This is a genomic window from Rahnella aquatilis CIP 78.65 = ATCC 33071, assembly GCF_000241955.1.
Taxonomy (GTDB): Bacteria; Pseudomonadota; Gammaproteobacteria; order Enterobacterales; family Enterobacteriaceae; genus Rahnella; species Rahnella aquatilis.
The window spans coordinates 401,186-421,283 of record NC_016818.1; the positions used below are offsets into that span (position 1 = coordinate 401,186).

Sequence of the window (20,098 nt, forward strand, 5' to 3'; positions counted from 1 at the left end):
GCATGTATAAAATTGGTGAACTTGCCAGACTGGCAAATGTGTCCACAGATACTGTTCGTTACTATGAAAAACAGGGCATGATGAGTACAGGGGCTCGTAATCTGTCGGGCTATCGCCAGTATGACGAAAGCGATGTGCAGCGTTTACGCTTCATTCGCTATGCCAAATCGACAGGTTTTACACTCGATGCTATCAAGGAGCTACTTTCTATTCGGATTGATCCTTTGCATCATACTTGTCAGGAGTCAAAGTCTATCGTGGATGAACGACTCGCAGAGGTTGAGCATAAATTACAGGAGCTTAATCAGATGCGTGAATCACTACAAAGACTAAGTGCTGCCTGCTGTGGTTCTGCGCATACTAGTGTCAGTTGCTCTATATTAGAAGCATTGGAAGATGGCGCGGGCAAGGTAACATGAGCAGGATTAGCCTTCAGGGGGTTTACAAACCGCTTTCACAGTAATAATTATAGCAGTATGATATGCGCGAATTTTGTTCAACTTTATGAAACCATTTCGAGGATTTATGAGCCACTATAAGCATCAAAAAGGCGTCATTCAAGATAACGCATTACAGGCGCTTCTTCATGATCCACTGTTTAAACAACGTGTTGAGAAAAATGAAAAAGGGAAAGGGAGCTACCGTCGTAAAGAGAAAAATGGGAAGAGGAGTTATCTGGAGGGCAGTGTTGAGTGTTTGTTTGAGTATTCAACACTGCCCTTCTAATCAGTCTTAGTCGAGTGTTATCGATTACAGTTTGGGTGTCTGCTGCTCTTTAAGCAAATCACGAATTTCCGCTAACAGAGTTTCTTCCGCTGTTGGTTTAGGGGGGGCAGCGGGCTTATCTTCCTGCTTACGACGCATTTTATTCATCAAGGTAATTGCACAGAATATGGCCAGTGCAACAATGATGAAATCAAATACGTTCTGAATGAATACCCCATAATGCATGACTACTGCGGGTGCTGCTCCCTGAGCTTCCCTGAGGACAAAGGCGAACTGCTTAAAATCGACTCCGCCAATCAACAAACCCAGTGGTGGCATAATGATATCAGCGACAAATGACGATACTATTTTGCCAAAAGCGGCGCCGATGATAACACCGACTGCCAGGTCGACCACGTTGCCGCGCATGGCAAACTCACGAAACTCTTTCATAAAACTCATAAATACTCCTTGGCAAATTCATTAAATATGTCAAATCAAGTAAAGACTATTTACAGGGTCTCCGCTACAAAAGTCTCCATTAACGTTAAATTCGATAAACAATAGAGGCAATTTATAAGAAGAATGGGCTTGGCTGGAACAGCCGTTCAACATCCCTGACAAACTTCTTATCGGTAATAAACATCACAACGTGGTCACCCTGTTGGATCCTGCTGGTGCCGTTGGCAATAATCACCTCATTACCGCGCACAATAGCCCCAATTGTGGTACCTGGTGGCAGTTTGATTTCTTCCACTGTACGGCCAACCACTTTTGATGTCGTCTCATCGCCATGTGCAATCGCTTCAATGGCTTCAGCGACACCGCGTCTCAGCGATGAAACACTGACGATGTCTGCTTTTCGGACGTGTCCAAGCAACGCTGAAATCGTTGCCTGCTGAGGAGAAATCGCAATATCGATGACACTGCCCTGCACCAAATCGACATATGCACTGCGCTGGATAAGAACCATCGCTTTTTTCGCGCCCATTCTCTTGGCCAGCATTGCCGACATGATATTCGCTTCATCGTCATTAGTAATGGCGATGAATACATCCACTTGTTCAATATGCTCTTCAGCCAGCAATTCCTGATCAGAGGCGTCACCATAGAAGACGATCGTATCTTGCAGTATTTCTGCAAGCTCTGCGGCTCGCTGCTGATCTCGTTCGATGAGTTTTACGCTGTAATTCTTCTCAAGCCGTTGTGCAAGCCCCGCCCCGACATTGCCGCCACCAACGATCATGATTCGTTTGTAAGGCTTTTCGAGCCTCTGAAGCTCGCTCATGACTGCACGGATATGCTGAGAAGCTGCCACAAAGAATACTTCATCACCGGCTTCAATGATGGTTGAGCCCTGTGGTCGAATCGGACGATCCTGGCGGAAAATGGCTGCAACTCGCGTTTCAATGTGCGGCATGTGTTCGCGCATTGAAGAGAGTGCATTACCGACTAAAGGTCCACCATAATAAGCTTTTACTGCTGCAATACTGACTTTTCCTTCTGCGAAATTCACTACCTGTAACGCACCCGGATACTCAATGAGTTTGTAGATATAATCAGTGACCAGTTGCTCTGGGGAAATCAGATGGTCGATAGGCACGGCTTCCGGATGGAAAAGTTTTTCAGATTCGCGGATGTATTCAGTTGAACGGATACGGGCAATGCGGTTTGGTGTGTTAAACAGCGAATAGGCAATCTGGCAGGCGACCATATTGGTTTCATCAGAATTCGTCACGGCTACCAGCATATCGGCATCTTCGGCACCGGCTTCGCGAAGTACGCGAGGGTGAGAACCGTGCCCCTGGACTACGCGCAGGTCAAACTTATCCTGAAGCTGACGCAGTCGGACAGTATTCGTGTCGACAACCGTAATGTCATTGTTTTCACCTACCAGGTTTTCGGCGAGTGTTCCACCAACCTGCCCGGCCCCGAGAATTATTATTTTCATATGACTCTCTGCTTTGCCACGAAGGTATCAGCCTGAGTAAACAGTACTGATACGAGATGATCAGCTTTTGATAAGTTTAGCGTAATAGAATCCATCACCATCTTCAGCATGTGGAAGATTCTGTCGACCCGGTTTTTCCATCGTTCCGGTTTCAACCAGCGTAGCATCCTGATGTGATTCCAGGAATGAAGCTATTTGCTGGCAGTTTTCATCCGGCAAAATCGAGCAGGTTGCGTAAACCATGACACCTTTGCTTTTTAGCCGTGGCCAGACGGCATGAAGGATTTCTTTTTGGAGGCTGGCGAGTTCAGCAATATCACTGTCCCTGCGCAGCCATTTGATGTCAGGATGTCGGCGGATAACACCCGTCGCTGAACAGGGGGCATCAAGAAGAATACGGTCAAAAATGCGATCACCGGCCCAAACCTGTGGCTCGCGGCCATCGCCTTGCTTCACTTCTGCATTAAGTTTCAAACGCTGAAGATTTTCATGAACGCGTTTCAAACGTTGCTCGTCCACATCAACAGCGAGAACATGTGCTTTAGGGGCGGCTTCCAGGATATGAGTAGTTTTCCCACCCGGAGCGCAGCATAAATCGAGGATCAATTCGCCATTTTGTGGATCCAGCAGATCAACACTACCTTGCGCCGAAGCATCCTGAACGGTGATCCAACCTTCAGTGAACCCCGGAAGCAGGCTTACCTGACATGGCGTGATCAGACGTATTGCATCACCATATTCCGGATGGGGAACCGCTTCAATCTGGGATTCATTTAGCAGGTGTAAGTATTCATCGCGTGTGTGATGCAGTCTGTTGACACGCAGCCACATCGGCGGCCTTTGATTATTGGCATCAACGATATTTTCCCAGTCATCGGGGTAAGCTTTCTTCAGGCGGTTAAAAAGCCAGCTCGGGTGAAGGTGACGGCTGTCATTGTTGAGCATGCGTTGAAGCAATTCTTCCTGCTGCCGCTGGAACTGACGCAACACGCCGTTGATCAGGCCTTTTAACTGAGGACGTTTTAGCGCAACGGCACCGTTAACAGTTTCAGCCAGTACGGCGTGTGCCGGAATCCGGGTATGGATCAACTGATACAGACCCACCATCAGTAAGTAATGCAGTGTTCTTTGCTTACCTGTGAGAGGTTTTGCCATCAGTTGCTGCAAGCACCATTCCAGTTGTGGGAGCACGCGAAGCGTACCAAAGCACAGTTCCTGAAGGAGTCCGCGATCTTTTTCTGAGACGTTTTTCTGCAGGCCAGGAAGAACTGTGGACAGGGATAATCCTTTGTCCAAAACCTGGCTGATGGCTTGAGCAGCAATGCTACGGAGATTATAGGCTGTTTTCATAGTCAAAAAAGCTGACCGGAGCCAGCATTATCAAAGAGATAAGGCCCGACGAAATATCGGGCGTAGTCGTTATGGTCAGACTAAACGCGTGCCTTCGATAAACCATTCGCGACGAGAGTTCAGCAAATCCTGTGCGGACATTGCTTTTTTACCTGAGGGTTGCAACTGGGTGATGTTCAGGATGCCATCGGATGTCGCAATCTGAATACCCTTTTTGTCTGCAGCAACAATAGTCCCGGGTGCCGCGCTGTTTTTACCTGGCAAACATTCTGCCTGCCAGACTTTCACCGGCTGTTCTTCAATCATGAAAAAGCTGACAGGCCAGGGATTAAACGCGCGAATGCAGCGTTCCAGTTGTTCGGCTGACAAGTTCCAGTCTAAGCGGGCTTCTTCCTTGCTAAGTTTCTCTGCGTAGGTCACGTCCTCTTCACTTTGCACTTCAGGTTTTACTGTGCCATTCGCCAGTTGCTTAAGGGTTTCAAGCAGACCTTGCGGGCCCAGTTCAGCCAGTTTGTCATAAAGCGAAGCACTGGTATCTGCGGGGGAAATATCACACTCGACTTTATGCAACATGTTACCGGTATCAAGCCCGACATCCATCTGCATGATGGTGATACCCGTTTTTGCGTCACCTGCCCACAGAGAGCGCTGAATCGGAGCTGCGCCCCGCCAGCGTGGCAATAAGGAACCATGCACATTGATGCAGCCCAATTTCGGCATACCAAGCACGGCTTTAGGTAAAATCAGACCGTAAGCGACGACAACCATAACATCAGCTTGCAGCGCCGAAACCAGAGATTGATTTTCTTCGGGGCGCAAAGATTTAGGCTGGAACACCGGGATGTCGTGGGTTTGAGCCAGAACTTTCACCGGGCTTGCGGTCAATTTATTTCCGCGGCCGGCCGGGCGATCAGGCTGAGTAAAAACACCGACAACCTGATGTTCTGATGATAAAAGCGCGTCAAGATGACGCGCTGCAAAGTCGGGTGTACCGGCAAATATGATTCGCAAAGCAGTGTCCTGTGTTACACGAATATTAGTCAGCCCGCGCGTTCAGCTTGGCCATTTTTTCCATTTTCTGGCGAATACGCTGACGTTTCAAGGGAGACAAGTAATCCACGAATAATTTACCTACCAGATGATCCATTTCATGCTGGATACAAATTGCCAGCAAGTCATCGGCTTCAAGCTCGAAGGTTTTACCGTCACGGTCAAGCGCACGGACTTTTACTTTTGCAGCACGTGGCACCAGCGCCCGTTGATCGGGGATCGACAGACACCCTTCTTCAATCCCGGTTTCGCCGCTTTTTTCAAGCAATTCAGGATTAATGAGAACCAGACGCTCATCGCGGTTTTCAGAGACATCAATCACGATGATGCGCTGATGAATGTCGACCTGAGTTGCAGCAAGACCAATCCCTTCCTCTGCATACATGGTTTCAAACATATCATCCACGATCTGCTGGATTTCGGCGTTAACTTCTTTGACCGGTTTTGCAGTTATGCGAAGCCGCTCGTCTGGGAAATGTAATATCTGTAATACGGACATATTTTTCTGGATCTTTATTCAATTGATTGAAGATATATAGACTCTATTCTAGACATTTCCTGCTCCGATTGACAGCATCCTCTGCCAATTGTATTAGTCGCTGAAAGGCCTTGAGAAGGGAATGGATAATGACATTACAGGAAGCATGGATACGTTTGTCGGTGGTTAAACGCCTCGATCCCCAACGCGCCATGGGGATCATTCAAACCTTATTTTACCGGGGGGCTTATTCGTCCTCAGAATTAGCAAACAGCGAGCTTTCTCCCGAACAAATAGCTGATTTTCAGCATATTAATCAGCACTGGTTATCTGCAACACTGAAATGGCTGGAAGGAGAGAATTGTCATCTCATTACTTTTAGCAGTGAGTTTTATTCTCCACTGTTGGCACAAATATCCTCCCCGCCTCTGATTTTGTTTGCAAAGGGGGCCGCTGAATTACTGCTATCGCCGCAAATTGCCATGGTAGGGAGTCGCGATTACACACATTATGGCGAACAATATGCGCAGGTCTTTGCGGGAGGTCTGGTCAGCAGCGGTTTTACTGTGACAAGCGGGCTGGCGATGGGAATTGATGGAATCAGCCATAAGGCAACATTAGACGCTCAGGGTAAGACAATTGCGGTGCTGGGAAGCGGACTGATGAAGTGCTATCCATCCTGTCATCTGAAGCTTGCAGCCCGTATTCTCGAGGAGGGCGGGGCACTGGTGTCTGAACATCTGGTGACAGCACCGCCTTTAGCCGCTAACTTTCCCCGCCGTAACCGGGTTATCAGTGGGTTGAGTGCGGGTGTACTCGTTATCGAAGCTACGCTGCGTAGCGGATCATTGATTACTGCGCGTTATGCACTGGAGCAAGGAAGGGAAGTTTTCGCATTGCCAGGCCCGCTGGGAAGTGCAACCTCCGAAGGAACACACTGGCTGATTCAGCAGGGAGCTTATCTGGTGACTGAGCCTAATGATATCGCCGATCATATAGGGAGCGGGCTGACCTGGTTCCCCAATATCAAAGCAGCAGAATCCTTAAAAAGGCCGCAGGATAGTCGCTCAACTGCGTCAGAGGCGATTATTTGTGCGTCAGATAGCGAAGTTGAATTGCCATTTGCTGATGTGTTGGCTAACGTAGAATATGAGGTGACATCTGTTGACGTCGTCGCCGAACGTGCCGGCCAACCTGTGCCAGAAGTCGTAGGCAAACTACTCGAACTGGAGTTAGCAGGATGGATCGCAGCTGTACCCGGCGGCTATGTCCGAATTAAGAGGGCAAGCCATGTTCGACGTACTAATGTACTTATTTGAAACTTACATTCACAACGAAGCGGAGATGAATGTTGACGAGGATAGGTTAACGGATGACTTGACCGAGGCTGGTTTTCACCGGGCTGATATTCACAATGCGCTGAATTGGCTTGAAAAACTTGCGGATATGCAAGAGGGTGGAACCCCATCTTATATGCTGGATTCTGATCCTTCAGCATTACGTGTTTATACCGATGAGGAAACAAGTCGGCTAGATAGCAGTTGTCGGGGTTTTTTGCTGTTTCTGGAACAAATCAAAGTATTGAATTTCGATACCAGAGAGATGGTTATCGATCGTGTTATGGCTCTGGACGCTGAAGAATTCGATCTTGAGGATCTGAAGTGGGTCGTGCTGATGGTTCTGTTTAATATTCCCGGATATGAAACAGCGTATCAGCAAATGGAAGAGCTATTATTTGAAGTTAATGAAGGTTATCTGCATTAAAAGATAACAGGTAAAACGTAACATATGACAAAAGCAGCACTTTTTGCTGATAAGCAAAATGGATCCTGTCCGGAATGCGGGGCCGATTTGGTGATCCGTAGTGGTCGCCACGGCCCTTTTCTCAGTTGTTCATCCTACCCACAATGTCAGTATATTCGTCCTCTGAAATCACAGGCGGATGGGCATGTTGTAAAAGTCCTGGAAGGACAGGCATGTCCTAAATGTGACTCCACTTTAGTGCTGCGGCAGGGGCGTTACGGCATGTTTATTGGTTGCAGTCAGTACCCTGAATGCGATCATATTGAAGCTATCGATAAACCAGAAGAAACGACTATGGGATGCCCGCAATGTGGAAAGGGGCACCTGTTACAACGCAAATCACGTTTCGGCAAAGTGTTCCATGCCTGTGACCGTTATCCAGATTGTCAGTTTGCCATTAATAATAAACCGGTAGCCGGGGAGTGTGAACACTGCCATTACCCGCTATTGATGGAAAAGAAAACGGCTCAGGGAATGAAGTTATTCTGTGCCAGTAAATTGTGCGGCAAAGCCGTAGAAATAAAAGATAACGAACAAGATGAATAAAGAGACAGAAAAATCATTGAATACAGTGCTTGAGGCATTGCGCGGGCAACATGTTATTGCTTATCCAACGGAAGCGGTTTTTGGTCTGGGATGTGATCCTGATAGCGAACAAGCGGTCGAGGCCTTACTGGCGCTGAAAAAACGTCCGAAAGATAAAGGACTCATTCTGATTGCTGACAATTATCAGCAGCTCCTTCCTTATATCGATGACTCATCATTAACGGAGCAGCAGCTTGCGCATGTCGTTTCATTCTGGCCCGGGCCCGTAACCTGGGTAATGCCTGCAAAATCCTCGACGCCTGATTGGCTGACGGGCCGTTTTACCTCGCTGGCGGTGCGTGTCACAGATCATCCTCTGGTAAAAGAACTCTGCCAAAAATTTGGAAAACCGCTGGTTTCAACCAGTGCCAATTTGAACGGGCAATCTCCTTGCCGTTTGTCTGAAGAAGTCAGGCTCCAGTTTGGAAAAGATTTTCCCGTGCTGGATGGCGATGTGGGAGGAAGAGATAATCCATCTGAAATTCGGGATGCCCTCACTGGCAACCTTATTCGTCAAGGCTAACAAATGAAAGTCACGCCATCTTTCGCGGTATTTGGGAATCCGATCGGCCATAGCAAATCCCCCCGCATTCATGCGCTTTTCGCCCGGCAGACGGGTATCGATCATACATATGGTACGGTTCTGGCCCCGCAGGAAGAGTTTGAAGAGACGCTGCGATCCTTTTTTGATAACGGGGCGCTGGGGGCAAATATTACAGTACCTTTCAAAGAGCGCGCTTTTGCTGAGTCAGATGAACTGACTGAGCGGGCTGCCATGTCTGGTGCTGTGAATACGCTTAAAAAGTTCGAAGATGGGCGATTGCTTGGGGATAACACTGACGGAATCGGCATGTTGAGTGACCTTGAGCGACTGGCGCTTTTAAAGCCGGGAGACCGGGTTCTTTTGATCGGTGCCGGTGGCGCTGCGCGCGGGGTGATACTTCCTTTACTGTCCTATGGCTGTCCGGTTGTTGTTACTAACCGAACATTTGAACGCGCGCTGCACCTGAGCCATATTTTCGAAAAGAAAGGCGATATACGGTCCATTGCTTTAGCTGATCTGGCTGATGAATCTTTCGATCTGATCATTAATGCCACTGCGTCGGGTATCAAAGGTGAGATCCCGATGCTCCCCGAAAGCGTGCTGACGAGGCAGACCCGCGTTTATGACATGTATTATCAGGCGGGTTTAACACCTTTTATCTCTTGGGCGAAAAATAATGGGGTAATTCATTATGCAGACGGGCTGGGGATGTTGGTGGGGCAGGCAGCGCATGCTTTCTATTTGTGGCATGGTGTGATGCCACAAATAGAACCTGTGCTTGAGCAATTAAAGAAAGACTTGCTGGTATGATCGGAAATGCCTGAACAGTCGGATTTGTTTCTGTTCAGGCAATATACTTCTTTACTGTTCCTGTGAAAGATAGAGATCTTTCCATGTCACATAATTATTAGAAGAGTACGTCAGCCCGGCGAGTTCATCAGAAGTCAGCTCTCGGACCTGCTTAACAGGACTTCCTAAATAGAGATAGCCACTTTCGAGTGTCTTCCCTGGTGGAACCAGGCTACCGGCGCCAATCATGACATCGTCTTCGACGATAGCTCCGTCCAGCAATATTGACCCCATCCCGACCAGAACTCTGTTCCCGATCGTGCAACCATGCAGCATCGCCTTATGGCCGACGGTGACATCTTCCCCAATAATAAGAGGATGCCCCTCAGGATTCTGTCGCGACTGGTGGGTAACATGGAGCACACTTCCATCCTGCACGTTGGTCCGACAGCCTATAACCACATTATTAACATCCCCACGTATGACGACCAGCGGCCAGATACTGACGTCATCGGCCAGATCCACATCGCCAATAACCACGCTTGAAGGATCCACCATCACTCGTTCGCCCAATGTTGGTATTAATTCCTGATAAGAACGTAAAGCCTGAGACATCTGAAGCACCCCAAAAGTGAGTTTTAATCTTGGCAATATAGTTCGGGTCGGGGGAAATACCAATTCTGGGGCGATTAGAACGACGTTAAAACCCGCGGATCGGCTGAGATCTCTGCGAAGGGCTCGAAAAATACGCAGTCGATCCTTTTATTGGAAAAAAGGCTTGTGCAAAAAATTCGGATCCCTATAATGCCGCTCCATCGACAGGGAACAACGTGAACAACATCACGAAGTGACCGGGTCGGAAAGATTAAAAACAGTGATGACCGGGTAAAATAAACGGTTGACACTGAATGAGGAAAGCGTAATATACGCCACCTCGAGTTAGCAAGCGAAAGCGCGTAACTCACTGCTCTTTAACAATTTATCAGACAATCTGTGTGGGCACTCACAAGACGATATCAGCCACCTCGGTGGCAAAAAATATCAAGTCTTAGAGTGACCAAGCAGTAATTCATTTAGTTGAATTATTACGAAGTAATCTCTGAGCACCGCTTCACTTGTTGAAGCAAATCGAACTTTTAATTGAAGAGTTTGATCATGGCTCAGATTGAACGCTGGCGGCAGGCCTAACACATGCAAGTCGAGCGGCAGCGGGAAGTAGCTTGCTACTTTGCCGGCGAGCGGCGGACGGGTGAGTAATGTCTGGGAAACTGCCTGATGGAGGGGGATAACTACTGGAAACGGTAGCTAATACCGCATGACCTCGAAAGAGCAAAGTGGGGGATCTTCGGACCTCACGCCATCGGATGTGCCCAGATGGGATTAGCTAGTAGGTGAGGTAATGGCTCACCTAGGCGACGATCCCTAGCTGGTCTGAGAGGATGACCAGCCACACTGGAACTGAGACACGGTCCAGACTCCTACGGGAGGCAGCAGTGGGGAATATTGCACAATGGGCGCAAGCCTGATGCAGCCATGCCGCGTGTGTGAAGAAGGCCTTAGGGTTGTAAAGCACTTTCAGCGAGGAGGAAGGCATCACACTTAATACGTGTGGTGATTGACGTTACTCGCAGAAGAAGCACCGGCTAACTCCGTGCCAGCAGCCGCGGTAATACGGAGGGTGCAAGCGTTAATCGGAATTACTGGGCGTAAAGCGCACGCAGGCGGTTTGTTAAGTCAGATGTGAAATCCCCGCGCTTAACGTGGGAACTGCATTTGAAACTGGCAAGCTAGAGTCTTGTAGAGGGGGGTAGAATTCCAGGTGTAGCGGTGAAATGCGTAGAGATCTGGAGGAATACCGGTGGCGAAGGCGGCCCCCTGGACAAAGACTGACGCTCAGGTGCGAAAGCGTGGGGAGCAAACAGGATTAGATACCCTGGTAGTCCACGCTGTAAACGATGTCGACTTGGAGGTTGTGCCCTTGAGGCGTGGCTTCCGGAGCTAACGCGTTAAGTCGACCGCCTGGGGAGTACGGCCGCAAGGTTAAAACTCAAATGAATTGACGGGGGCCCGCACAAGCGGTGGAGCATGTGGTTTAATTCGATGCAACGCGAAGAACCTTACCTACTCTTGACATCCACGGAATTCGCCAGAGATGGCTTAGTGCCTTCGGGAACCGTGAGACAGGTGCTGCATGGCTGTCGTCAGCTCGTGTTGTGAAATGTTGGGTTAAGTCCCGCAACGAGCGCAACCCTTATCCTTTGTTGCCAGCGAGTAATGTCGGGAACTCAAAGGAGACTGCCGGTGATAAACCGGAGGAAGGTGGGGATGACGTCAAGTCATCATGGCCCTTACGAGTAGGGCTACACACGTGCTACAATGGCATATACAAAGAGAAGCGAACTCGCGAGAGCAAGCGGACCTCATAAAGTATGTCGTAGTCCGGATTGGAGTCTGCAACTCGACTCCATGAAGTCGGAATCGCTAGTAATCGTAGATCAGAATGCTACGGTGAATACGTTCCCGGGCCTTGTACACACCGCCCGTCACACCATGGGAGTGGGTTGCAAAAGAAGTAGGTAGCTTAACCTTCGGGAGGGCGCTTACCACTTTGTGATTCATGACTGGGGTGAAGTCGTAACAAGGTAACCGTAGGGGAACCTGCGGTTGGATCACCTCCTTACCTCAAGATACGCATTGTGCAGTGTCCACACAGATTGTCTGATAGAAAGTAACGAGCAGAAATACCTTAATAGGCTTGTAGCTCAGGTGGTTAGAGCGCACCCCTGATAAGGGTGAGGTCGGTGGTTCAAGTCCACTCAGGCCTACCAATTCGTCCTCATGCTGCGTTGTCGTCACACTCGTTTGCGGTTGCAAACGTCGTATGAACTCCGCCTTGCCTGAGAACAAATTGGCTGACTCATCTTGCTGATGAGTGATTAAGGTATCTGTAAGTGACTGTATGGGGCTATAGCTCAGCTGGGAGAGCGCCTGCCTTGCACGCAGGAGGTCAGCGGTTCGATCCCGCTTAGCTCCACCATTACCGTACAGCCCCTAAATAATACTTCAGAGCGTATTGGAAACAGTATGCTGCGAAGTATTTTGCTCTTTAACAATCCGGAACAAGCTGAAAATTGAAAGTTTACAGCTGAACATCACTCTCCGTAGCAGTACTGAGTGGTGGATTAGTCTGTAACAGAGTCTCTCAAATAATCGCAATGCGACGGTGGAAACACCTTCGGGTTGTGAGGTTAAGCGACTAAGCGTACACGGTGGATGCCTAGGCAGTCAGAGGCGATGAAGGGCGTGCTAATCTGCGAAAAGCGTCGGTAAGGTGATATGAACCGTTATACCCGACGATACCCGAATGGGGAAACCCAGTGTGCTCCGGCACATTATCATTACATGAATACATAGTGTAATGAGGCGAACCGGGGGAACTGAAACATCTAAGTACCCCGAGGAAAAGAAATCAACCGAGATTCCCCCAGTAGCGGCGAGCGAACGGGGAAGAGCCCAGAACCTGAATCAGTTTGTGTGTTAGTGGAAGCGTCTGGAAAGTCGCACGGTACAGGGTGATAGTCCCGTACACAAAAATGCACAGGCTGTGAGTTCGATGAGTAGGGCGGGACACGTGACATCCTGTCTGAATATGGGGGGACCATCCTCCAAGGCTAAATACTCCTGACTGACCGATAGTGAACCAGTACCGTGAGGGAAAGGCGAAAAGAACCCCGGCGAGGGGAGTGAAATAGAACCTGAAACCGTGTACGTACAAGCAGTGGGAGCCTACTTTGTTGGGTGACTGCGTACCTTTTGTATAATGGGTCAGCGACTTATATTTTGTAGCAAGGTTAACCGAATAGGGGAGCCGTAGGGAAACCGAGTCTTAACTGGGCGTCAAGTTGCAAGGTATAGACCCGAAACCCGGTGATCTAGCCATGGGCAGGTTGAAGGTTGGGTAACACTAACTGGAGGACCGAACCGACTAATGTTGAAAAATTAGCGGATGACTTGTGGCTGGGGGTGAAAGGCCAATCAAACCGGGAGATAGCTGGTTCTCCCCGAAAGCTATTTAGGTAGCGCCTCGTGAACTCATCTTCGGGGGTAGAGCACTGTTTCGACTAGGGGGCCATCCCGGCTTACCAACTCGATGCAAACTACGAATACCGAAGAATGTTATCACGGGAGACACACGGCGGGTGCTAACGTCCGTCGTGAAGAGGGAAACAACCCAGACCGCCAGCTAAGGTCCCAAAGTCATGGTTAAGTGGGAAACGATGTGGGAAGGCATAGACAGCCAGGATGTTGGCTTAGAAGCAGCCATCATTTAAAGAAAGCGTAATAGCTCACTGGTCGAGTCGGCCTGCGCGGAAGATGTAACGGGGCTAAACCATGCACCGAAGCTGCGGCAGCGACGCTTATGCGTTGTTGGGTAGGGGAGCGTTCTGTAAGCCGTCGAAGGTGGACTGTGAGGTCTGCTGGAGGTATCAGAAGTGCGAATGCTGACATAAGTAACGATAATGCGGGTGAAAAACCCGCACGCCGGAAGACCAAGGGTTCCTGTCCAACGTTAATCGGGGCAGGGTGAGTCGACCCCTAAGGCGAGGCTGAAAAGCGTAGTCGATGGGAAGCAGGTTAATATTCCTGCACTTGGTGTTACTGCGAAGGGGGGACGGAGAAGGCTAGGCTGGCCGGGCGACGGTTGTCCCGGTTCAAGCGTGTAGGGGGTGTGACCTGGTAAATCCGGTTGCATATTAACCCTGAGGCGTGATAACGAGCCACTACGGTGGTGAAGTAGCTGATGCCATGCTTCCAGGAAAAGCCTCTAAGCTCCAGGTAACACGAAATCGTACCCCAAACCGACACAGGTGGTCAGGTAGAGAATACTCAGGCGCTTGAGAGAACTCGGGTGAAGGAACTAGGCAAAATGGTGCCGTAACTTCGGGAGAAGGCACGCTGGCGCGTAGGTGAAGGGACTTGCTCCCGGAGCTGAAGCCAGTCGAAGATACCAGCTGGCTGCAACTGTTTAATAAAAACACAGCACTGTGCAAACACGAAAGTGGACGTATACGGTGTGACGCCTGCCCGGTGCCGGAAGGTTAATTGATGGGGTCAGCCGCAAGGCGAAGCTCTTGATCGAAGCCCCGGTAAACGGCGGCCGTAACTATAACGGTCCTAAGGTAGCGAAATTCCTTGTCGGGTAAGTTCCGACCTGCACGAATGGCGTAATGATGGCCAGGCTGTCTCCACCCGAGACTCAGTGAAATTGAACTCGCTGTGAAGATGCAGTGTACCCGCGGCAAGACGGAAAGACCCCGTGAACCTTTACTATAGCTTGACACTGAACATTGAGCCTTGATGTGTAGGATAGGTGGGAGGCTTTGAAGCGTGGACGCCAGTCTGCGTGGAGCCAACCTTGAAATACCACCCTTTAATGTTTGATGTTCTAACTCGGCCCCGTAATCCGGGGTGAGGACAGTGTCTGGTGGGTAGTTTGACTGGGGCGGTCTCCTCCTAAAGAGTAACGGAGGAGCACGAAGGTTAGCTAATCACGGTCGGACATCGTGAGGTTAGTGCAATGGCATAAGCTAGCTTGACTGCGAGAGTGACGGCTCGAGCAGGTACGAAAGTAGGTCATAGTGATCCGGTGGTTCTGAATGGAAGGGCCATCGCTCAACGGATAAAAGGTACTCCGGGGATAACAGGCTGATACCGCCCAAGAGTTCATATCGACGGCGGTGTTTGGCACCTCGATGTCGGCTCATCACATCCTGGGGCTGAAGTAGGTCCCAAGGGTATGGCTGTTCGCCATTTAAAGTGGTACGCGAGCTGGGTTTAGAACGTCGTGAGACAGTTCGGTCCCTATCTGCCGTGGGCGTTGGAAGATTGAGAGGGGCTGCTCCTAGTACGAGAGGACCGGAGTGGACGCATCACTGGTGTTCGGGTTGTCATGCCAATGGCATTGCCCGGTAGCTAAATGCGGAAAAGATAAGCGCTGAAAGCATCTAAGCGCGAAACTTGCCTCGAGATGAGTCTTCCCTGTGGCTTTAAGCCACCTGAAGGGACGTTTAAGACTAAGACGTTGATAGGCTGGGTGTGTAAGTGCAGCGATGCATTGAGCTAACCAGTACTAATGACCCGAGAGGCTTAACCTTACAACACCGAAGGTGTTTTTGATTTGAGAGACAGACTCGAGAGAGTAGATTTTCAGCGAATTGTTCCGGTATTGGTTCGTATGGCGGCGTGTGATGAGAAATTATGACACGACGCGGTATGAATGAAACAGAATTTGCCTGGCGGCAGTAGCGCGGTGGTCCCACCTGACCCCATGCCGAACTCAGAAGTGAAACGCCGTAGCGCCGATGGTAGTGTGGGGTCTCCCCATGCGAGAGTAGGGAACTGCCAGGCATCAAATTAGTAAAGTTTACTCTTAAGTGAACTGTTATAAGAATAAGCGTGCTGATATGGCTCAGTTGGTAGAGCGCACCCTTGGTAAGGGTGAGGTCCCCAGTTCGACTCTGGGTATCAGCACCAGTAATAAGCGTAGAGTTCGGTAAATTACAGAATTTGCCTGGCGGCACTAGCGCGGTGGTCCCACCTGACCCCATGCCGAACTCAGAAGTGAAACGCCGTAGCGCCGATGGTAGTGTGGGGTCTCCCCATGCGAGAGTAGGGAACTGCCAGGCATCAAATAAGCCAAAAGCCCTGCACAATGTGCAGGGCTTTTGGCTTTTCTGCGTCGAATGTATTTGTGATTAAACACGTAATATTCAAACTAAAGGCCATCCCTCTGGATGGCCTTTTCTTTTATGCACGCGATATATCAGTGATTTGAGCTTTGGGAAATCCCGATCCCTGTTTGTGACCGTACAAACTGAGGATAGAAGCGTTCCCTTTCTTTCTGTCCTTCAAGTGAGTTGTCTGTAATCGAGAAGAACCAGGTGCCCACAAAAGCAACAATCATTGAGAACAGCGCAGGGTATTCGTAAGGATATATCGGCTTGGCATGCCCTAAGATCTGGACCCAGATAGTTGGCCCGAGGATCATTAATATGACTGCTGTAAGCAATCCGAGCCACCCACCTACCATTGCCCCGCGCGTTGTCAGTTTAGACCAGTACATCGAGAGCAGAATGATGGGGAAATTGCAGCTGGCAGCAATGGAGAACGCTAATCCTACCATGAAGGCAATATTCTGTTTTTCAAAAAGAATACCCAACGCGATGGCAACGATACCAAGGAGGATAACGGTGATCTTTGAAACCCTTAACTCATCTCGTTCTGTCGCTTTGCCGTCTTTGATGACGCTGGCATACAGATCGTGAGATACCGCTGAAGCTCCTGCCAACGTTAGGCCAGCAACAACTGCTAAGATTGTTGCGAAAGCCACGGCAGAGATAAAACCGAGGAAGAAGCTCCCACCAACTGCATCCGCTAAATGCACAGCGGCCATATTATTACCGCCGAGTAAGATGCCGCTGGCATCTTTAAACGCCGGGTTTGAGCTGACAAGAACGATAGCACCGAAACCGATAATGAAGGTCAAAATGTAGAAGTAGCCAATAAAGCCGGTGGCGTAGAACACGCTTTTTCGGGCTTCTTTGGCATCATTAACGGTGAAGAAACGCATCAGGATATGCGGTAAACCTGCTGTACCGAACATCAGTGCGAGTCCCAGAGAAAGCGCTGATATTGGGTCTGAAACTAATCCTCCCGGGCTCATGATCGCAATCCCTTTAGAATGCACTGCAACGGCCTGAGTAAAGAGTGTATTGAAGTTGAAGCCGACGGATCTCATGACCATAATCGCCATGAATGTCGCGCCAGCCAGCAGCAGTATAGCTTTGATGATTTGCACCCAGGTCGTTGCCAGCATCCCGCCAAACAACACGTAGAGCACCATCAGGATCCCAACCAGGATCACTGCGACATGATAGTTAAGCCCAAACAATAGCTGGATTAACTTACCGGCACCGACCATTTGTGCGATCAGATAAAGTGCGACGACCACCAGTGAACCGCAGGCTGAAAGCAGCCGGATTGGTTTTTGTTTCAACCGGTACGATGCGACATCTGCGAAGGTATATTTCCCCAAATTACGCAGGCGTTCGGCAATCAGGAACAAAATGATTGGCCAGCCGATCAGGAAACCGATGGAATAAATCAGGCCGTCATAACCGGATGTATAAACCAGTGCGGAGATACCCAGGAAAGAAGCGGCAGACATGAAATCGCCGGCAATTGCCAGACCGTTTTGCAGGCCTGTAATACGGCCGCCAGCGGTGTAGTAGTCCTGGCGGGAGCGGGTACGCTTTGCTGCCCAATAGGTGATATATAAGGTCGCGCCAACAAACAGCACGAACATTACGATAGCTTCAATGTTAAGAGGCTGACGATTGACTTCCCCGGCGATGCCTTCCGCAGCAAACAAACTGAACGGGAAGGCGAGGGATAACATCAGTAAAGAAAGAGAGCCGCGACGTGCGATCATGGCTTCACCTCGCGGATAATATCTGCCGTCAGGCGGTCAAATTCGCCATTTGCACGAACGACATAAATCCCTGTCAGCACGAATGAAATAACGATCAGCCCCACGCCCACGGGAATACCGCGGGTAATGGTGGCTCCGTCATAAAGAGGTGTTCCCAGCCACTGCGGAACGAACGCAATCAGTAAAATGAAAGCGACATACAGAACCAGCGTGATGCCTGACAGCAGCCAGGCAAAACGACTGCGTTTTTGCACCAGTTCCCTGAAGCGCGGATTACTTACAACTCTCTGATAAATGAGATCATTCATCTCAGTGACTCCTGTGAGGCATTGATAGAGTTCACCGCGCCAGGGCGGTGAAAAATTACGACGGCACTTTCATTGATTGTTTTTCTTCCAGCAATTTATCGACTACGCCCGGATCCGCCAGCGTAGAGGTATCTCCCAGATTGCTTGTGTCGCCGGCTGCAATTTTGCGCAGAATGCGACGCATAATTTTGCCGGAACGGGTTTTTGGCAACGAATCTGTCCAGTGAAGAATGTCAGGCGTGGCAATGGACCCTATCTCTTTACGCACCCAGTTGCGTACTTCGGTATAGAGTTCCGGTGACGGTTCTTCGCCGTGATTCAATGTGATGTAGGCGTAAATAGCCTGACCTTTAATGTTATGCGGAATCCCCACAACGGCGGCTTCTGCAATTTTGGGGTGAGAAACTAATGCTGATTCAATTTCAGCCGTCCCAAGACGATGCCCGGAAATATTGAGCACGTCATCAACGCGGCCGGTAATCCAGTAATAACCGTCTTCATCACGACGGGCACCGTCACCGCTAAAGTACATATTTTTAAACGTAGAGAAATAGGTCTGCTCGAAACGTTCATGATCGCCAAACAGAGTACGTGCCTGACCTGGCCATGAATCGGTGATCACCAGATTGCCTTCACATGCGCCTTCCTGAGGAACGCCTTCGTTATCTACCAGAGCAGGCTGAACACCGAAGAACGGACGTGTTGCCGACCCTGCTTTGAGCTCAGTGGCACCCGGCAGCGGGGTTATCATGAAACCGCCGGTTTCTGTTTGCCACCAGGTGTCGACGATCGGGCATTGGCTGTTACCGATAGTTTTGTAGTACCACTCCCAGGCTTCCGGGTTAATCGGTTCGCCAACCGACCCCATGATCCGCAGTGACGCACGGCTGGTGCCTTCAATAGCTTTATCCCCTTCAGCCATCAGTGCGCGGATCGCCGTAGGCGCGGTATACAGGATATTCACCTTATGCTTATCAATAACCTGTGCCATACGGGCTGGTGTCGGATAATTTGGCACACCCTCAAACATCAGGCTGATGGCTCCGCATGCCAGCGGGCCGTAGAGCAAATAGCTATGGCCCGTTACCCAGCCAACATCGGCCGTGCACCAGTAGATATCGCCATCATGGTAGTCAAAGGTATATTTGAACGTCAGGGCCGCGTAGACCAGATAACCGCCCGTGGTATGCAATACACCTTTCGGTTTACCCGTGGAGCCTGAGGTATAAAGGATAAAAAGCGGATCTTCTGCTTTCATTTCTTCGGGCGGGCAATCTGCAGAAACCCCTTCAATCGCATCATGCCACCAGATGTCACGGCCCTCTTTCCATTCCCCTTGTTTGCCAGTGCGTTTGAAAATGATGGAATGCGTGATGCTGGTGACCGCCGGGTTTTTCAGCGCATCATCCACATTTTGTTTCAGCGGAATGGTACGCCCGGCACGCAGCCCTTCGTCGGCGGTAATCACCAGTTTGGCATTGGAATCGACAATGCGACCGGCCACAGCTTCCGGGGAGAAACCGGCGAAGATAACGGAATGTACTGCGCCGATACGGGCACAGGCCAGCATCGCGACAGCCGCTTCCGGCACCATGGGCATGTAAATGGCGACAACATCCCCTTTTTTAACGCCCAAACCTTTTAAGACATTGGCGAACTGACAAACATCATGATGAAGTTGTTTGTAGGTGACGTATTTATTTTCAGCTTTCGGGTCATCGCCTTCCCAAACCAGCGCGGTCTGATCGCCTTTGTCAGTTAAATGACGATCCAAACAGTTGGCCGCAAGATTCAGAGTGCCATCCTCAAACCAGCGAATATCGACATTCCCCGGCGCAAATGAAGTGTTTTTCACTTTTGTGAAAGGTTTAATCCAGTCGAGCACTTTGGCCTGTTCACCCCAAAATGCGTCAGGATCTTCGACAGACTGTTGATAATACTGCTGATATTTCTCAGGTGTGATCAGGGTTCGTTCTGCCACCGAGGCAGGAATAGGGTGCTTATAAACATGGCTCATGGTTTTTCTCCTTTAATTTGTTAATGA

Annotated in this window: 16 protein-coding genes, 3 tRNA genes and 4 rRNA genes; 14 read left to right on the top strand and 9 right to left on the bottom strand. The window is 49.7% G+C overall.

Features of this window, described 5'->3' with window-relative positions; all coding sequences use genetic code 11:
• Positions 1–2: 2 nt before the first annotated feature.
• Together zntR and RAHAQ2_RS01875 are read left to right on the top strand one after the other, a co-directional pair.
• On the top strand, positions 3–419 hold the full coding sequence (zntR, locus tag RAHAQ2_RS01870; RefSeq protein ID WP_014333608.1) for a Zn(2+)-responsive transcriptional regulator: 417 nt from the start codon (positions 3–5) through the stop codon (positions 417–419).
• Between the two features lie 106 nt (positions 420–525).
• On the top strand, positions 526–726 hold the full coding sequence (locus tag RAHAQ2_RS01875) for an alternative ribosome-rescue factor A (RefSeq protein WP_014333609.1): 201 nt from the start codon (positions 526–528) through the stop codon (positions 724–726).
• A gap of 24 nt (positions 727–750) precedes the next feature.
• On the opposite strand, the gene mscL is transcribed toward RAHAQ2_RS01875, so the two are convergent.
• The 5 genes from mscL to def form a co-directional block, all read right to left on the bottom strand.
• Complete coding sequence (mscL, locus tag RAHAQ2_RS01880; RefSeq protein WP_014333610.1) at positions 751–1,167, bottom strand: large-conductance mechanosensitive channel protein MscL; 417 nt, start codon at positions 1,165–1,167, stop codon at positions 751–753.
• A 112-nt stretch (positions 1,168–1,279) separates the two neighbouring features.
• Positions 1,280–2,656 (bottom strand): Trk system potassium transporter TrkA, encoded by a 1,377-nt coding sequence (trkA, locus tag RAHAQ2_RS01885; RefSeq protein WP_014333611.1) that lies wholly within the window; start codon positions 2,654–2,656, stop codon positions 1,280–1,282.
• 60 nt (positions 2,657–2,716) lie between these two features.
• The gene (rsmB, locus tag RAHAQ2_RS01890) at positions 2,717–4,006 is read right to left on the bottom strand and encodes a 16S rRNA (cytosine(967)-C(5))-methyltransferase RsmB (RefSeq protein ID WP_014333612.1); all 1,290 of its coding nucleotides are present in this window, start codon (positions 4,004–4,006) and stop codon (positions 2,717–2,719) included.
• Between the two features lie 75 nt (positions 4,007–4,081).
• Positions 4,082–5,041, bottom strand: coding sequence for a methionyl-tRNA formyltransferase (gene fmt, locus RAHAQ2_RS01895; protein ID WP_193785495.1), 960 nt, complete (start codon positions 5,039–5,041; stop codon positions 4,082–4,084).
• Position 5,042: 1 nt separating this feature from the next.
• Entirely contained in the window at positions 5,043–5,555 is a 513-nt protein-coding gene (gene def / locus RAHAQ2_RS01900) for a peptide deformylase (RefSeq protein WP_014333614.1), read from the bottom strand.
• 128 nt (positions 5,556–5,683) lie between these two features.
• On the opposite strand from def, the gene dprA reads away from it, so the two are divergent.
• From dprA to aroE, 5 genes are read left to right on the top strand one after another with little or no spacing between them, the layout of a single operon-like run.
• The gene (gene dprA / locus RAHAQ2_RS01905) at positions 5,684–6,853 is read left to right on the top strand and encodes a DNA-protecting protein DprA (protein WP_014333615.1); all 1,170 of its coding nucleotides are present in this window, start codon (positions 5,684–5,686) and stop codon (positions 6,851–6,853) included.
• Entirely contained in the window at positions 6,825–7,298 is a 474-nt protein-coding gene (locus RAHAQ2_RS01910) for a DUF494 family protein (RefSeq protein ID WP_014333616.1), read from the top strand. Before dprA ends, RAHAQ2_RS01910 begins: the two co-directional genes overlap by 29 nt.
• A gap of 24 nt (positions 7,299–7,322) precedes the next feature.
• Positions 7,323–7,883 (top strand): DNA topoisomerase family protein, encoded by a 561-nt coding sequence (locus RAHAQ2_RS01915; protein ID WP_014333617.1) that lies wholly within the window; start codon positions 7,323–7,325, stop codon positions 7,881–7,883.
• A complete protein-coding gene (gene tsaC / locus RAHAQ2_RS01920; RefSeq protein ID WP_014333618.1) occupies positions 7,876–8,445 on the top strand; it encodes an L-threonylcarbamoyladenylate synthase type 1 TsaC in 570 nt (189 codons plus the stop codon). The genes RAHAQ2_RS01915 and tsaC overlap by 8 nt, the downstream gene beginning before the upstream one ends.
• Before the next feature lie 3 nt (positions 8,446–8,448).
• Positions 8,449–9,276, top strand: a complete 828-nt coding sequence (aroE, locus tag RAHAQ2_RS01925; RefSeq protein WP_014333619.1) for a shikimate dehydrogenase — start codon at positions 8,449–8,451, stop codon at positions 9,274–9,276.
• Positions 9,277–9,327: 51 nt separating this feature from the next.
• Here the strand turns inward: aroE and RAHAQ2_RS01930 are convergent, their stop codons facing one another.
• Positions 9,328–9,870, bottom strand: a complete 543-nt coding sequence (locus RAHAQ2_RS01930) for a gamma carbonic anhydrase family protein (protein ID WP_014333620.1) — start codon at positions 9,868–9,870, stop codon at positions 9,328–9,330.
• Between the two features lie 522 nt (positions 9,871–10,392).
• On the opposite strand from RAHAQ2_RS01930, the gene RAHAQ2_RS01935 reads away from it, so the two are divergent.
• The 7 genes from RAHAQ2_RS01935 (at position 10,393) to rrf (RAHAQ2_RS01965) (ending at position 15,941) form a co-directional block, all read left to right on the top strand.
• Positions 10,393–11,935 (top strand): 16S ribosomal RNA (locus RAHAQ2_RS01935).
• A 71-nt stretch (positions 11,936–12,006) separates the two neighbouring features.
• Positions 12,007–12,083: transfer RNA gene (locus tag RAHAQ2_RS01940), tRNA-Ile, on the top strand.
• Between the two features lie 133 nt (positions 12,084–12,216).
• Positions 12,217–12,292 (top strand) — tRNA-Ala (locus RAHAQ2_RS01945).
• Between the two features lie 209 nt (positions 12,293–12,501).
• Positions 12,502–15,410: ribosomal RNA gene (locus tag RAHAQ2_RS01950) — 23S ribosomal RNA — on the top strand.
• A 137-nt stretch (positions 15,411–15,547) separates the two neighbouring features.
• A 5S ribosomal RNA gene (gene rrf, locus RAHAQ2_RS01955) occupies positions 15,548–15,663 on the top strand.
• Positions 15,664–15,713: 50 nt separating this feature from the next.
• Positions 15,714–15,789: transfer RNA gene (locus tag RAHAQ2_RS01960), tRNA-Thr, on the top strand.
• A gap of 36 nt (positions 15,790–15,825) precedes the next feature.
• A 5S ribosomal RNA gene (gene rrf / locus RAHAQ2_RS01965) occupies positions 15,826–15,941 on the top strand.
• Together the 16S, 23S and 5S rRNA genes with 3 tRNA genes alongside form the textbook arrangement of a ribosomal RNA operon.
• A gap of 137 nt (positions 15,942–16,078) precedes the next feature.
• Here rrf (RAHAQ2_RS01965) and actP read toward each other — a convergent pair.
• The 3 genes from actP to acs are packed head-to-tail and all read right to left on the bottom strand — an operon-like array spanning position 16,079 to position 20,071.
• Positions 16,079–17,713 (bottom strand): cation/acetate symporter ActP, encoded by a 1,635-nt coding sequence (gene actP / locus RAHAQ2_RS01970; protein ID WP_231572473.1) that lies wholly within the window; start codon positions 17,711–17,713, stop codon positions 16,079–16,081.
• Positions 17,714–17,742: 29 nt separating this feature from the next.
• Positions 17,743–18,054, bottom strand: coding sequence for a DUF485 domain-containing protein (locus RAHAQ2_RS01975; RefSeq protein ID WP_014333622.1), 312 nt, complete (start codon positions 18,052–18,054; stop codon positions 17,743–17,745).
• A 55-nt stretch (positions 18,055–18,109) separates the two neighbouring features.
• A complete protein-coding gene (gene acs, locus RAHAQ2_RS01980) occupies positions 18,110–20,071 on the bottom strand; it encodes an acetate--CoA ligase (protein WP_014333623.1) in 1,962 nt (653 codons plus the stop codon).
• Positions 20,072–20,098: the final 27 nt, after the last annotated feature.

Excerpts from the sequence above, each read along its gene's own strand:
- actP (WP_231572473.1), bottom strand. The coding sequence starts at position 17,713 with ATGTTATCCCTCGCCTTCCCGTTCAGTTTGTTTGCTGCGGAAGGCATC.
- def (WP_014333614.1), bottom strand. The coding sequence starts at position 5,555 with ATGTCCGTATTACAGATATTACATTTCCCAGACGAGCGGCTTCGCATA.
- RAHAQ2_RS01930 (WP_014333620.1), bottom strand. The coding sequence starts at position 9,870 with ATGTCTCAGGCTTTACGTTCTTATCAGGAATTAATACCAACATTGGGC.
- rsmB (WP_014333612.1), bottom strand. The coding sequence starts at position 4,006 with ATGAAAACAGCCTATAATCTCCGTAGCATTGCTGCTCAAGCCATCAGC.
- RAHAQ2_RS01875 (WP_014333609.1), top strand. The coding sequence starts at position 526 with ATGAGCCACTATAAGCATCAAAAAGGCGTCATTCAAGATAACGCATTA.
- zntR (WP_014333608.1), top strand. The coding sequence starts at position 3 with ATGTATAAAATTGGTGAACTTGCCAGACTGGCAAATGTGTCCACAGAT.
- RAHAQ2_RS01975 (WP_014333622.1), bottom strand. The coding sequence starts at position 18,054 with ATGAATGATCTCATTTATCAGAGAGTTGTAAGTAATCCGCGCTTCAGG.
- aroE (WP_014333619.1), top strand. The coding sequence starts at position 8,449 with ATGAAAGTCACGCCATCTTTCGCGGTATTTGGGAATCCGATCGGCCAT.
- RAHAQ2_RS01915 (WP_014333617.1), top strand. The coding sequence starts at position 7,323 with ATGACAAAAGCAGCACTTTTTGCTGATAAGCAAAATGGATCCTGTCCG.
- tsaC (WP_014333618.1), top strand. The coding sequence starts at position 7,876 with ATGAATAAAGAGACAGAAAAATCATTGAATACAGTGCTTGAGGCATTG.
- acs (WP_014333623.1), bottom strand. The coding sequence starts at position 20,071 with ATGAGCCATGTTTATAAGCACCCTATTCCTGCCTCGGTGGCAGAACGA.
- mscL (WP_014333610.1), bottom strand. The coding sequence starts at position 1,167 with ATGAGTTTTATGAAAGAGTTTCGTGAGTTTGCCATGCGCGGCAACGTG.
- RAHAQ2_RS01910 (WP_014333616.1), top strand. The coding sequence starts at position 6,825 with ATGTTCGACGTACTAATGTACTTATTTGAAACTTACATTCACAACGAA.
- dprA (WP_014333615.1), top strand. The coding sequence starts at position 5,684 with ATGACATTACAGGAAGCATGGATACGTTTGTCGGTGGTTAAACGCCTC.
- trkA (WP_014333611.1), bottom strand. The coding sequence starts at position 2,656 with ATGAAAATAATAATTCTCGGGGCCGGGCAGGTTGGTGGAACACTCGCC.